General features: G+C 45.0%; 12 protein-coding genes and 3 pseudogenes. 5 read left to right on the plus strand and 10 right to left on the minus strand.

Annotation, left to right across the window (positions count from 1 at the left end):
* Positions 1–373: 373 nt before the first annotated feature.
* Both guaA and cbiD read right to left on the minus strand, forming a co-directional pair.
* The gene (guaA, locus tag QUB61_RS12635; protein WP_333135924.1) at positions 374–1,987 is read right to left on the minus strand and encodes a glutamine-hydrolyzing GMP synthase; all 1,614 of its coding nucleotides are present in this window, start codon (positions 1,985–1,987) and stop codon (positions 374–376) included.
* Between the two features lie 335 nt (positions 1,988–2,322).
* Positions 2,323–3,480, minus strand: coding sequence for a cobalt-precorrin-5B (C(1))-methyltransferase CbiD (gene cbiD / locus QUB61_RS12640; protein ID WP_333135932.1), 1,158 nt, complete (start codon positions 3,478–3,480; stop codon positions 2,323–2,325).
* A gap of 134 nt (positions 3,481–3,614) precedes the next feature.
* On the opposite strand from cbiD, the gene QUB61_RS12645 reads away from it, so the two are divergent.
* On the plus strand, positions 3,615–3,803 hold the full coding sequence (locus tag QUB61_RS12645) for a hypothetical protein (protein WP_333135926.1): 189 nt from the start codon (positions 3,615–3,617) through the stop codon (positions 3,801–3,803).
* A 490-nt stretch (positions 3,804–4,293) separates the two neighbouring features.
* Here QUB61_RS12645 and QUB61_RS12650 read toward each other — a convergent pair whose 3' ends face one another.
* Both QUB61_RS12650 and QUB61_RS12655 read right to left on the minus strand, forming a co-directional pair.
* On the minus strand, positions 4,294–4,710 hold the full coding sequence (locus QUB61_RS12650; RefSeq protein WP_333135934.1) for a transposase: 417 nt from the start codon (positions 4,708–4,710) through the stop codon (positions 4,294–4,296).
* 345 nt (positions 4,711–5,055) lie between these two features.
* The gene (locus QUB61_RS12655; RefSeq protein ID WP_333135928.1) at positions 5,056–5,241 is read right to left on the minus strand and encodes a helix-turn-helix domain-containing protein; all 186 of its coding nucleotides are present in this window, start codon (positions 5,239–5,241) and stop codon (positions 5,056–5,058) included.
* A 60-nt stretch (positions 5,242–5,301) separates the two neighbouring features.
* Between QUB61_RS12655 and QUB61_RS12660 the strand changes: the two genes are divergently transcribed.
* Positions 5,302–5,703: a hypothetical protein gene (locus QUB61_RS12660; RefSeq protein ID WP_333135930.1), complete on the plus strand. Its 402-nt coding sequence runs from the start codon at positions 5,302–5,304 to the stop codon at positions 5,701–5,703.
* A 1,001-nt stretch (positions 5,704–6,704) separates the two neighbouring features.
* On the opposite strand, the gene QUB61_RS12665 is transcribed toward QUB61_RS12660, so the two are convergent.
* From QUB61_RS12665 to QUB61_RS12680, 4 genes and pseudogenes are all read right to left on the minus strand, one after another.
* Complete coding sequence (locus QUB61_RS12665; protein WP_333135936.1) at positions 6,705–6,836, minus strand: helix-turn-helix domain-containing protein; 132 nt, start codon at positions 6,834–6,836, stop codon at positions 6,705–6,707.
* A 73-nt stretch (positions 6,837–6,909) separates the two neighbouring features.
* Positions 6,910–7,462 (minus strand): annotated as a pseudogene (locus tag QUB61_RS12670) (IS607 family transposase).
* Between the two features lie 162 nt (positions 7,463–7,624).
* The gene (locus QUB61_RS12675; RefSeq protein WP_333189975.1) at positions 7,625–7,891 is read right to left on the minus strand and encodes a hypothetical protein; all 267 of its coding nucleotides are present in this window, start codon (positions 7,889–7,891) and stop codon (positions 7,625–7,627) included.
* 213 nt (positions 7,892–8,104) lie between these two features.
* The gene (locus QUB61_RS12680) at positions 8,105–8,326 is read right to left on the minus strand and encodes a hypothetical protein (protein WP_333189977.1); all 222 of its coding nucleotides are present in this window, start codon (positions 8,324–8,326) and stop codon (positions 8,105–8,107) included.
* 208 nt (positions 8,327–8,534) lie between these two features.
* On the opposite strand from QUB61_RS12680, the gene QUB61_RS12685 reads away from it, so the two are divergent.
* Positions 8,535–8,870, plus strand: a complete 336-nt coding sequence (locus tag QUB61_RS12685; RefSeq protein WP_333189979.1) for a hypothetical protein — start codon at positions 8,535–8,537, stop codon at positions 8,868–8,870.
* 594 nt (positions 8,871–9,464) lie between these two features.
* On the plus strand, positions 9,465–9,665 hold the full coding sequence (locus QUB61_RS12690; protein WP_333126219.1) for a hypothetical protein: 201 nt from the start codon (positions 9,465–9,467) through the stop codon (positions 9,663–9,665).
* A gap of 150 nt (positions 9,666–9,815) precedes the next feature.
* Here QUB61_RS12690 and QUB61_RS12695 read toward each other — a convergent pair.
* Positions 9,816–10,749 (minus strand): annotated as a pseudogene (locus QUB61_RS12695) (IS630 family transposase).
* Positions 10,750–10,879: 130 nt separating this feature from the next.
* Positions 10,880–11,895 (minus strand): annotated as a pseudogene (locus QUB61_RS12700) (IS701 family transposase).
* A gap of 433 nt (positions 11,896–12,328) precedes the next feature.
* On the opposite strand from QUB61_RS12700, the gene QUB61_RS12705 reads away from it, so the two are divergent.
* Positions 12,329–12,619, plus strand: a complete 291-nt coding sequence (locus QUB61_RS12705) for a hypothetical protein (protein ID WP_333126217.1) — start codon at positions 12,329–12,331, stop codon at positions 12,617–12,619.
* Positions 12,620–12,871 lie beyond the last annotated feature (252 nt).

Consider the following 12,871-nt stretch of genomic DNA (forward strand, 5'->3'; position numbering starts at 1 on the left):
GTAAGAAGGTTTTTTTAGTGATTTAGTAATGCACAAATTCACTTTTTTGTCAAATTAATTTAGATGCGTTTACCCTGTATACAATTCAAGAATTAGATCGGCTTTTTGCCGCGATCAATTACGTGTTTCAACAGTGCGAATTGCTGCTGGATGCTGAAATTGGCGATCGCAATTAAACACGATCTCCCAAAGGACACAGCAGTGCTGTGTCCCTACAGATATCGGTAAGGACACAGCAGTGCTGTGTCCCTACAAATATAATTTGCATTCAAATAGATTAACCCTACAATCCCTCACTCCGTGCAGGCGGACGAAAATACGCGCCAGCGAGAGGTTTCAACTTATCGGCATCGGCACATCGCCGAACCAAATATCACTCCCACTCGATCGTACCCGGCGGCTTAGAAGTAATATCGTAAACCACCCGGTTCACCCCCTTAACCTCATTCACAATCCGGTTCGAGATCAGTTCCAACAAATCGTAAGGAACCCGCGCCCAATCCGCCGTCATCCCGTCTTCACTCTTAATAAACCGCAGAACGATCGGGTAAGCATAAGTGCGCTGATCGCCCATCACCCCTACACTGCGAATCGGTAGCAAAACTGCAAAAGCTTGCCAAAGTTCGCCGTACAATCCGTGGCGGTTAATTTCTTGGCGAACCACGAAGTCAGCATCCCGCAAAATATTTAGTCTCTCTGCGGTAACTTCTCCTATAATCCGAATCGCCAATCCCGGGCCCGGGAAAGGCTGTCGGTTCACGATTTCTTCCGGTAGCCCGATCGACCGGCCGACTTTTCGCACCTCATCCTTAAACAGTTTTCGCAGCGGTTCAATCAGCTTAAATCGCAAATCTTTCGGCAAACCCCCCACATTGTGGTGGCTTTTAATTTTAACAGCAACTCGATCGCCGCTTTTCGGGTCTACATTAGTGTCAGCCGACTCAATCACATCCGGATAAAGAGTACCTTGTGCCAGGTAGTCGAAGGGGCCCAGACGCTTCGATTCTTCTTCAAATACGTTAATAAACTCGTGACCGATCCGCTTGCGTTTTACTTCCGGATCGGTAATCCCATCAAGTTGAGCTAAAAAGCGTTCGCGAGCATTAACATACTCAACGTCAATGTGGAATTGCTCTTTAAATAATTTTACCAACCGTTCTGGTTCATACTTCCGCATAAACCCTTGGTCGATAAACATACAGGTAAGTTGGTCGCCGATCGCCTTGTGCAGCAAGAAAGCCAAAGTAGAAGAATCTACACCGCCCGATAGAGCCAACAAAACTCGTTTCTCTCCCACTTGCTCTCGAATTTCGCGAATCGATTGCTCCACAAAAGTAGCAGTCGTCCAAGTCGGTTCGCACTCGCAAATGTGGTAAACAAAATTGCGAATTAAAGCTATTCCCCCGATCGAGTGAACTACTTCTGGGTGAAACTGAACCCCGTACAAATTTTTCTCGTGGTTAGCAACAGCAGCAGACGGAGTATTGTCCGTGTGAGCCAGGATCTCAAAACCCGGCGGCAGATCGGTACAGGAGTCTCCGTGGCTCATCCACATCGTGCTCCCCTCTTCGACATTTGTCAGCAAATCCGTAGGATCGTCAATAAATAGCGATGCCTTGCCGTATTCCGCTAATTTAGCTCGCTCAACCTTACCTCCGAGCTGCTTTACCATCAACTGCATCCCGTAACACACTCCCAACACCGGTATTCCCAAATTCCAAATTTCTGCGTCGCATTTGGGTGCTTTTTCATCGTATACAGAACTCGGGCCTCCTGAAAGAATAATTCCTTTAGGATTGATAGCTCTTAACTGTTCTGCCGTAGTGCGGTAAGAAATAACTTCTGAATATACTTGAGTTTCGCGAATGCGGCGAGCAATCAGTTCGGAATATTGCGAACCGAAGTCGAGAATCACGATCATCTGGCGATCTATCTGCCCCAGAAAAGAGTTTGTGAGGACTGATTCAGTTTTTATTTGACTAGTCACGGTTATTGCGTAATTGCTAATTGCTAATTTGGTCGAACGTAGCGGAGATATCTGTCGCGGTCTCAGTACAAGACTGAGGAAGGCAAGTAATTATTATTCGCTAGGAATAAATCTTATTTATACTAGATTGCTGTCAGCGATGTTAGCCGATTAATCGGGTACAGGGCAAGCATTGATTTACTTCGAGCCTTACCCTAATTAATTGAACTCTTGCGTCAGAAATTGCGTCCCGAAGCAACCTAGTATAATTAAGGTCTAGGGACTAAGAATTATTACTTGTTAAATATTATCCCTGATTGATGTTTTAAACAGAATTCAGGGATATTCACACTACATTAACAAATTTGGGTCAAAAGTGTATCTCCTATATCACTTTTAACAATAATTTTGCGATCGCGCCCGAACATCACCGAGCCCACGGGGATGCGCAAGTTAGTGTGAGTAAAAATGCAATCCGATGAGCGCAAGTCTATTTGTCGGGCGATGTCGCCGTAAATTCGATCGACCCAATTGCTCCTAGTTTGGGCGTCCAAAGCCCGCAGTTGCCCGAGAGCATCTTCGGCTGTCGCTGCGGCAAAAATTGCGGAACACGCATCGGCGGGCATTCGGGCCTTAGCACAGTAAGCTGTGAGAATTTCCCTGCGCCCGTCGGCCAGGTGGTGGTGAGTGTGAAAAATTCCCGCCGCCAATTTCATCAGTTTCCCGTGATAGCCAAACAGCAAAATTGACTGCACGCCCTGATATCCGGCTTCTACCAGCAGCGGGCCGAGCCAGTTAGCGGTTTTCACCAGCCTAGAGGGATTAATCCCCAGTTGTCGCGCCAAATCCAAGCCGTTTTCGCCGATGCAGAAAACCAAACAGTCAAACAGTTGGGCTTTTTGTTGCAGTTGTTCGCGGTAAACTTCCAACTGTCCCGGGGCGCTCAGGGGTTGAGAAATGCCAGTTGTACCCAGCAGCGAAAGTCCTTCTACCACGCCGAAAGCTTCGTTAGAAGTGCGAGTGGCTAGTTGGCGCCCTGACGGCAGAATCAGGGTGACAGTAATTTTTTCTCCCGGTGCGAGTTCTCGGCTCAGATTCGATCGCAGCAGCCGCATTGCGTAATCATAGATCGCCGCTCCTCCACCCACTGTGTGACGCCCTATACCTTCACCGCCGAGAATCACAATCTGCTCGGACTCTCCCCCATTCTCTCCCTCTCTCCCGCTTTCCCCATCAAACCCTCTACCCAATTCCACCATTGCCCAAACAGGTGTATTGCGAGTCAGATCGAGGTTCTCCCCCGGGTCGGAGCGAGTCACGCCTAAAGCCGTACCAGTCTTGAGTACAGACGCCTGCTCGATCGGAATTTCTGCCGTTATTTGCGGTTCCAGTAAATTTACTGATACGCTCTCTAGAGACTGAATACCCTCACGCAAGCACCGCAAAGCTGCAAGTGCAGCCGCACAGGCAAATACTGGCAATGTATACCCGGATAAAGGTTGAGTTTTGGTCACGCTCAAATGCAGAAATACGTAAATTTGCTGGCGATCGACATCACGCCTTAGCACTGATACCCCTCAAACATTTAAGTTTAATTCTAGGGTTTGCTATTATCAGCAGTTAGCGTAAATTTTGTCAAGTCATAATTTTGTCCTGCCAGTTGGCGATCGCAGCCACACTTTTGTTGAGGTGCGTTAGCGGAGCCCTCGTAGAGGATCGCCAACAACCGACTCCCAAGGCTTACGGGCCGGTGCGGGCGATTTCTCTAAAAAACCCGGAATCTCGATCGCCAGTGCTGGGAGTGAACAAACGCATTCCAGGAATTAGGTACAAATAGTTAGCAGCGATACTCGGCAAGCCGATCGTCCTTCATTCTATAGATTTAGCTAGCCGTAAAGGTTTGAGAGCCGAGTCGAGGATCTGGCGCGAAATTTGTTTTGGCCCTTGGGGGGACTTGTCTGAGGCCCAACTCGAGCAATTTTTGGCAGGCGAAATGCTGCGATCGCTTCCTTGTTAAGCCCTAAAACCTACTTTTTTACAACTGGCAAATTTATATCTCCCAAGCGGTTGATGTCCCAGCCATCGCTTGCCACCTATATTAATAACAATTACCCGGAAGTGCCAGTCTAGCTTTCAAGCTAACACCTTGAAGGCGGGGCTGGTTTTATCTTAAGATGCTAGCTCAGCCATTCCTCGCAGAAAGATTAAATTTTATTGACACCTGCCCGTGAAAAATAATTTAATGACCAGCCAGCCTCAAACCCTTACACAACCTGGATTCTGCAATTATTTAATCTACGATCTCAAATATACAGCAGATTGCAAGTTTATAGATGACAGTAGCAGCATTTAGTAAACCAGTTTTTTAGATGTTGAGGATTTATTAAATCGAGTGATCCGGCAATTAATGTATCAATCATTTTTGTTGTTATTGTAAAAAAGTTACGCAGAACATATTTAAGTTGCGACCACCATAATTTAATAGGATTAAAATCAGAAGAAGACGGTAATAAGTTAATAATACTTGCACCAACTGCTTCAATCATCGGTGCAATAGAAGCCATTTTGTCTGCTGGTAGATTATCCATTAGTAATACCGCTCCTACCCCGAGTTCCGGCACTAAAAACTTTTCGATAAACACTTCAAATGCCAGGTCATCCATTGAGTAATTTATTGTCATTAATACCACCAGCTTTTTAATACTAATAGCTCCAATAGGTGTGTTTTTTCTACCCGATAAAATGTTTTTAAATCACATAGTAGGAGTGCCGTGAGGTGAGCGAGCATACTTTCTACTTAAACCGAGTAAAACCCCCATTTCCGGAGAGAAACACAAGGTTCTCTGGAGCTATATTTTTAACTTTCCCCCAGTATTCTCCTCTTAATTTTTGTACAAAGTCTGTTGCCGGTTGACTACTGAGCAGCGTCTTTTTTTTTTGTTAGTCCCACCCTTTTTAATTCTCGGTACATGGTACTAGGACTTATCCATTGCCCGTAAATATTTCTCTAGTATTCACAATATTCTGACAACGATGCTCTCTGGATATTTTTTACCAGCTCATGGAGTTGGCTTGAATATCCATTCAACTCACTTTTCTGGCTGACACCGCCGAGGTTGTGGTTGGATATCTCCTGTAAGTTGGTAGCGCTTTAATAGTCGTTCAACCAATGACTTACTCACATCAAATCTGGTAGCTAGTTGTCTAATTGATGTGTTACCCGGCTTGTAAGCTTTGACCACTTTTTCTCGAAGTTCGAGCGGTAATGGTTTCATTACTGCTATTAATATACTATTTTTAGTAGTCTATTTACCTGCAATTTGCTGTAAAATTATATGACTATGTTTGAACGAGTTGCACTGTTAAATGAACCTCTATCTCTTCAGACTCCAGAAATACTAGACAAGAAAATATCTCAGCTCGTTCTATCTCCAAAAACATATCTCAAAATTTCTAAACAAGAGGTTCGATCGACCCTGAAAGCCTCAAATTTAGACGGCATTTTTGCCACTATCTTCGAGTCGGCGACCGGCGGCGTGCTGCTGAGCAACTTCTTGCTGCAACTCGGCGCCAGCAGCCTGGAAATAGGTATATTCTCGGCTATTCCGATGGTGGTAAATATCCTGCAACCATTAGGAGCCTACATCGCAGACCGCACAACCAGCCGCCACTGGTACAACCTAGTACAGCGCGGCGGAAATCAACAGACCATATGGGTAGGATGGGTGAGAAAATAATCTAGTCTGGTTAAAAACCGTTTTGGCGGACGTATTAAGAGCTCACAGTGTGGATAAGTTAACTCCTAAAACATTAAATTTAAGCGATGACGAGCGGATTCAACTCCAACAGTTGAGCGACAGACACAACAGGCCACAACAGATAGCCCGACGAGCCAGAATCATTCTCATGGCATCTAACAGTCAAAACCATCGTGAAATTGCCCGAAATTTAGATATTAATCGGCAAATGGCTCGTGAAGGGGCGAAATCGATGTTTGGAGACCAACGTGCAAGACTTATCGATTTTGCCAAGATTACAAGATCGAGAGCGTGTTGGTGCACCAGTAAAATTTAGCATGGAACAAGTAATCGAGTTGTTTGCACTGGCCTGTTCGCCACCATTCGATTACGGAAGACCAATGGGCCACAGGATCTCAGCGAGAACTTGCAGATTCCATCATCAAGCAAGGGATTATTGAAAGCAGATCCGTCCGCCATGTTGGCAGATTACTAGAAGAAGCCGAAGTTAAACCACACGCCTTGTCGATACTGGTTAACCCCCCCTGAAGACGCAGAATTTGATGCAAAAGTGGAGGATATTACTGGTTTATATATGAGTGCAATTGAGCGTCATCGTCAGGGAGAACGAACAATATCCATTGATGAGATGACAGGTATTCAAGCTACTGAGCGCTGAGAAAAAGACTTGCCAATAAAATCAGGTAAAGTCGCAATTCGGGAATTTGAGTACATTCGTCATGGCACACAAAGCTTAATTGCCAGCTGCTCAGTTGCCACGGGTCAAATTATCGAGCCGACTTGTGGAGATACCAGGGTAAACGCATCTTAACTTTAACCCAAAATATGCTACAGTTAAATCCGACTAAATTTCAATGTATTTTGTTGTAGTTTATTGGTGCTATCAATGGCCAATAGTCCGGACAGTTTTTAGTTCGCCGTCTGAAACCCTCGATTTTCCGTTGGTAGGGAACTTGCCTTGGAGCATTGAAACCCTTATTCTACGGTTGGCAATCAAAAACTGTCCGAAGTATTGATACTGCAATTGCTTTGTTGTAGAAGTAGCGTGCAGCTCCCAGCCAAGACTTCCACTTTTTGTGCAACTGGGCTTCTGGGTAAACTCTAATTTTCAGGGTTTTATTAGGGGGCGCTTTCTGCTTCTTTTTGTGTCTCGGTTTCTGCTTGTAGCTGTTGTTTAATGTGGTTTTAAAGTCTTCTAATGGAGTAAATTCGGCTTGAAAAGCTGTGGAGAATTACGACGATATCTTGAACGAGTTCGGCGTGTGGAGAGAGACTGACTTGGTTGAGAACCACGATTTGGCAGTCAAATTGCTCGCAGAGCCACTCAATAATATCGAATCCGAACCTTGCAAGTCGGTCTTTGTGGGCAACCACAATAACTGCGATATCGCCTCGCAAAACTCGTCCCAAAAGGGTGACGAGTCCTTTCCGCCTAAGATTGAGTCCTCCTCCCACTTCCTTAACAACAATAGCGCCTGGATAGAGCGCTGATAGTCGTTCAACTTATCGATCGAGGTCTGCCTTTTGTGGTCTGGTAGAGACGCGAGCATAGATAACAGTGGCGCGTCCTGTGTCGGGTTCTGACTCTTTTTTGATGAACGTTTCGATATCGTATCGCCTTTGACCTGACGGCGTTCTGACTGCTTTAATCTTTCCTTCTTGTTCCCATCTTCTGAGGGTTCGGAGGCAAACTCAAGCGAGTGTTAGCTGCTTCATTGGGTTTTACATACTTTGCCATACCACTAATCTAGCAGTGTATGTACTTATTTTCCACTATTGTCCACTCAATCCCGGATTAGAGGGGATGGCGATCGCGCCCTGGAGCCTAAAGAGTCGCCTAACGAAAATTCCCCCGGTGTCGATCGTGGAAAGGAGCCTAGAGAGTCGCCCAGCAAGTCGCCTAACGAGTTGCCCGGAGCGAAAACTCTCCCCGTGTCGTTCGCGCCCTGGAGCCGATTGAAAAATCCCCCGGGCGAAAACTGAGCAAAAAATGAGCCAAAGCGCGATCGCCGAAGCGGCCGAAAATTCCCTCGGTGTCGAAGTCGAGCAAGCCCGCTTTGCCGATCGAAAAATCCCCCGATGTCGATCGCCCCCATCCGGCGATCGAATTCCCCGATCTGGAATCTGGACTCGCATAGCAAGTGCGCGACTCCGGGTGCCAAATCATATCGTTTCCGGTTGCATAGGAATGATAAAGTCAAGGTCAATAATTCCACATTCCCCGACTCCCGACTCCCGACTCCCGACTCCCCATCCCGAACGGTGTAACCGGAATTGATATCAGAAACTGCTTGAACTTGCCCGATCGCAATCTGAAGTTATTGGCAAAGCAAAAGACAGTTCACCTGTTGAAAAACCCAGTCTCTGCCGCGTTCTCAAGTTAGCTCTCGCCACTTGCCTGGATGTCTCCTTTCGCTGTCACCGGAGGATGGATTCTCAGCATGGGAACCATGAAGCGGGGTTTTAAAAAGCTCAGACACATCTGGGAATTGCTGATTGTTGAGGACTGGCCTTTGACGGAGCTATTTTGCCCGCCACCACTACCACTCGTCCAAAAATCTATTTTCACAGCGACACACACTAGATATAAGCTGTTGTGCATTTAAATTGTATATTTCGAGTCCCGATCAAAAATCGTCAAATCCTCTCCCCCTCTCCCCTTCACCCCCTCTCCCTCTCTAATACCATAGGCAATCTAGATGCAACACAGCTTAGTATCATTCCCTTTGGCGACGATGACCCGATCGATATCTGGCGTCTGGGCTCGGTCAAAGCTCTGTTGAGCGGCTGCTCGCCGCCTGCTGGAGGTGATGCTCAGTAGCAGTCCCGTTTGTTCCATCACTTCTACTGTCTCCGTGCGATCGCCCCCGGAGCGAGGATCTCGCTTCCTACCACCACAAAACACAATCGAATCAATAAATACTTTTACTTATCGGCATTCCCAGATGCCGCCGATGACTGATGAAATTAAAGCCCAAATCGCAAAAATCGACTTCAATGTAGCGAATTTGATTCTGAAAAATCAGGGCAACTATCGCGCGCTCTCTGAGTTAGCAGAAACTCTTTCGGACTGCTGGGATAGTTGTGAGATAAACTTGCACTGCATTCGGCTCATTGGCGGCGGCGAGGAACCTGTTCGGGCGTGAGGCTAAGCCTCACTACCTGAGAAGGAAAAGACTTAATTTTCTCTACCGCTATCATATCAAATCCGTTAGCATCGGAATAGTAAGTTCGAGTTGACAGTTGACAGTTGACTGTTCACTGTTCACGGCGTCAACAGTCAACTGTCAACAGTCAACTGTCAACATCATTCCGGTGTAACCGGAAATGATATCACATCCACGGTAGCCATCAAAATCCTAGCTGGCACTTTCGGCTGTGATTTCGAGACAGCCGCGAATGATGTCGAAAAAATAAGTCAATTATAATTTGGCTCCAGGCCCCCCGACCCAAGAGGAAGAGCTATTGCAGAGATGGCAAAGAGGTTGAAGTATCACCCTGATGGAGGAACGTTTCACATCGAAGTCTAAAATCTAAAACGGCTGACCTCTACCTTGAAAATAAAGGCAATTCAGGCTTCAACTCAATCGCTTCTTGTGACGATCGGCTTTCTACCAAAAGCATCTCGCAAATCAATGATACCACAACAATGATAAATCAAACTGTCAATCGAACCTGATTTACATTTAGCTTCGATTGACACCGACTAAGGAATTTATTTGTTTCACGGTCAAGACGCAATGACCATCGCATTGTTCGTAGAACATTACATCGACACAGAATTAGACCCGATCGACAACGACAGCGCCATAAACGCAATCAAGAAAAACCAGAATCTGACCGCTCGACGAATTGCTGATGCAAAGCTCTTACTGAAAGACGGGTTTAGCGAGAATGAATTTAAGCTTGCTTTCTTGATTGTCCTCACGGCGCAATCTTGAGGTCTTTTAGGAGTTCACAAGCTCTCTGATTGCGGAGGAAGCAGATACGGTCAATATTGCTAATGACATCAGGAGAACTCGCAGGTTTGACGAAGTAGAGCTAAAAACTGTAACCAAGCAACCAAAAGCCCTCTATGTCTATAGCCTTTCTCATGTATATGAGGTACAATAACAGCAATTCCTCTAACCAATTCCAGAAGTCTTGCTCCTCAACTTGCTCAAAGGCTATCGTTATTGCTGAGGACAATGCTTTATAAGTTCTCGCACCCAAAGTACGGAGAATGCTTTTAACCTTAGACCAGAAATTTTCAATTGGGGAGAAGTCTGGAGAGTAGGGAGGTAGAAATATTAACCGTGCCCCGGCTTTTTTAATGGCTTTTTCTATTTCTTCCCCTTTGTGGATGCCATAGTTGTCCATTAATACACAAGCACCTTTCCGAGTAGGGTAACGATTTTTCTGATAATAAAAGCCTCGAAGGTAATGCCATCTATTGAGCCTACTAAATTCACCGAGGTTCGAACTTTTTTGACAGATATTGCTCCCAATATCGATATATTTTTGCCACGTCTATTCGGTTTTGCTCCCCTAGCTCTTGAACCTTTTAATGATCGGGCATACAACCTAACCATAGCCAGATTCACCCCGGACTCATCAATAAAAGTTAAGTCCTGTACGTTCAGGTTGTTCACTTGTTTCCAGAACTCATATCGGAGGTTTTAAACTCTTTCACTGCCTTTGGCTGACGGAAAGAGCGTTTTTTTTTTAAGTCATTTTCAACCGTTCGGTCATTTTTCCCATTGTGGCTCGGCTGACAGTAACACCGATTTTTTCGTGGAGTAATTCGCAGAGTTATTCGAGAGTAGCCTCGTCCGGAGTATCAATCAATTAAGCTAAAATTACCAGTTGTTCGGAACTCAGTTTCAGTGGGCCAGAACATTGATGAGTTTGAAGAGAAATATCTTGGGTTTGACGGTATTATTTGAGTATTTTTTGCACAAAGCTGAGAGCAACGCAAAACCGCTTGGCTAGTTGTCTTTGGGAAATGGGTTCAGTTTCGTAAACATTAATTATTTTTGGTCGCAAGTCAACAGAGTCAGGACTTACGCAATGACGCTATATATAGCGCATTAAGGATCTGGCAATCGCCAACAGTCTGACTCAGGCGATCGCTAAATAAAAAGAGAATCAATGTGTGTTTTAATTGAGGAGTCAACTAAGTAAATTTCAGCTTGACAGAGGCCTGTTTAAGCTCTTGGCTGAGGTAATATGCTAACAAACTAGCTTTTAATTGATAGACAGTTTGAGAAACTTTCTTTGCCCTGTGAGTGAGAAAAACCCAAACTAATAAAGAGCAAGCAATGTGATTCCTTTGAATCCTCGCTCGACGACATTGACAAAATTCAATCCCGGTTAATTGTTTAATTTCTCGATGAAATTCCTCAATTTTCCATCGGAGTTTACATTGAGATTTAACTTCATCTATGGAAGACTGGGTTAAATCATTGGTAGCTACATATGACCTTCTGTTGGCAGAAACAGTCACCCGAAATAGTTTCACCTTTTTGTCTCTAGGAAATTTATTTATTTTGATTAGCTTTCCCTGTTCTTGTTCAAGTTCAGACCAAGTTAGCTGTTCAATAGGCTGATATTTTTTTTGACCTCCGGTATCATCAACCAACCGATTTTTTTTGAGAGGAACATAATAAATCTTCCCCAAATTATCAATCAAAGCCATTAGCTTTTGAGCGGAGGACCAACTATCCATAAAGACTTTGGCTGCGGGAATCTTTTTTTTAAATACGACATCATTCAGCATATCTGCTACACGATCTAGCGAGAGTGTGACCATCCCCATCTGGAGCGTAAATTCGATAATCAATCACCGAATAGTATCCGGTTTCAGGATTTATATAGATACAACTTATTAAGCCAATTCCTCGAATCACTCGATGTGAGTTTCCGCTATATTGACGGCGGACAAGTTCGATTTTTGAGGAAAATCTTTTGTCGAGTACCGTATCATCAAAAATCAAACAAGCTTCGGGATGGCTCTGAAGTTCTGAACGCACTTTTTCCCAAATCACGAACGGTGTTAAGTTTTCTGAATTCAAGTAACGATTAATTGTGTCATGGCTAAACTCTTGAATGTGGGCCGCTTGCGTTCGTTAGAGTATAGTTGATTTGGCTACTCAGGAGATATTGGCAATAGTATAGATAATTGATGCTCATATTTTTGGGCATGAATTCTGATGTTATTTTACCATTCATTATTATCCGTTTCGAGATTTCCTTTGGGTTGGCGAGAGCCTCTCAACTCAAAGCCTCTCGCTCAAGAGGAGCCTCTCGCTCTCGCTCGTCAAGCGGGGTGCGATCGTAGTTGTGTCCACACTACATATAGTGTGTCTGCGTAAGTCCAGAGAGTAAAATTTTATTTTTGATTGATGTCTGATATTTTTTGTCATCTTTCGATCGACTACACTAGCCCTCACGACTGCTGGTCAACCCTGATTCGTGTCCAGGCGGGGCGCATACTCACCAATTGAATTATAGCGAACTGATTTTTGTTATTTTATATTTTCCAGTCAATTCGGCTTGTCACATTCTACCTCCAGAAACCTGAGAAAGGCTATAATAGGAATTGACGTGTCGGCGCACCGCGTGGATGTCGCGCGTGCTTGACAAATTTCCGACAATTGCTTTGAGAGATTTTTATCTTTCACCTGAATGTAAGCAGGTTCACGCAGTTTACAAAACGGGCGAAATTCAAGATTTAGTCGCACGCCTTGGAGATGAAAAAGCCGTCGCCGTACTAGAAGGTACTGGTACATACTCTTACTTTTGGAAAGAGCAGCTTCAAAAAAAGGGAATTTTTATGCTCGTGGCCGTGAGCATGGATGGTGAAATCGACTCGCCGGAGTCAAGGTGGCACAGACAACAAAGACGACGAGTTTGACGCGTTGGTAATGTGCGAGCCTTACCGTCGCCACTATCTGGAAATTTACGCTCGCCGGAGAAGGGTCAAAGAGTTGAACCCAAAGATTCAAGAAATCAGACGCACGCTCCGAGACTTGAAAACAACGACTCGGAAGCAAACTAGTTTCATCAACACCGTCTTGGGGCGACTAGCAAAGGGAGTATCCAGCACGCGCCACAGTTCAAAGTCAGGGGCGCAATGGGTTTTGACAAACTCGAGGGCCACCTGCTT

Origin of the sequence: Microcoleus sp. C2D2, from assembly GCF_036702495.1 — a bacterium.
In the GTDB taxonomy this organism is placed as follows: Bacteria; Cyanobacteriota; Cyanobacteriia; order Cyanobacteriales; family Microcoleaceae; genus Microcoleus.

Coding starts and splice junctions, on each gene's coding strand:
- QUB61_RS12655 (WP_333135928.1), bottom strand. CDS start 5,241: ATGAAACCATTACCGCTCGAACTTCGAGAAAAAGTGGTCAAAGCTTAC.
- QUB61_RS12660 (WP_333135930.1), top strand. CDS start 5,302: ATGACTATGTTTGAACGAGTTGCACTGTTAAATGAACCTCTATCTCTT.
- QUB61_RS12675 (WP_333189975.1), bottom strand. CDS start 7,891: ATGATTTGGCACCCGGAGTCGCGCACTTGCTATGCGAGTCCAGATTCC.
- QUB61_RS12680 (WP_333189977.1), bottom strand. CDS start 8,326: ATGCACAACAGCTTATATCTAGTGTGTGTCGCTGTGAAAATAGATTTT.
- QUB61_RS12685 (WP_333189979.1), top strand. CDS start 8,535: ATGCTCAGTAGCAGTCCCGTTTGTTCCATCACTTCTACTGTCTCCGTG.
- QUB61_RS12690 (WP_333126219.1), top strand. CDS start 9,465: ATGACCATCGCATTGTTCGTAGAACATTACATCGACACAGAATTAGAC.
- QUB61_RS12705 (WP_333126217.1), top strand. CDS start 12,329: ATGTCGCGCGTGCTTGACAAATTTCCGACAATTGCTTTGAGAGATTTT.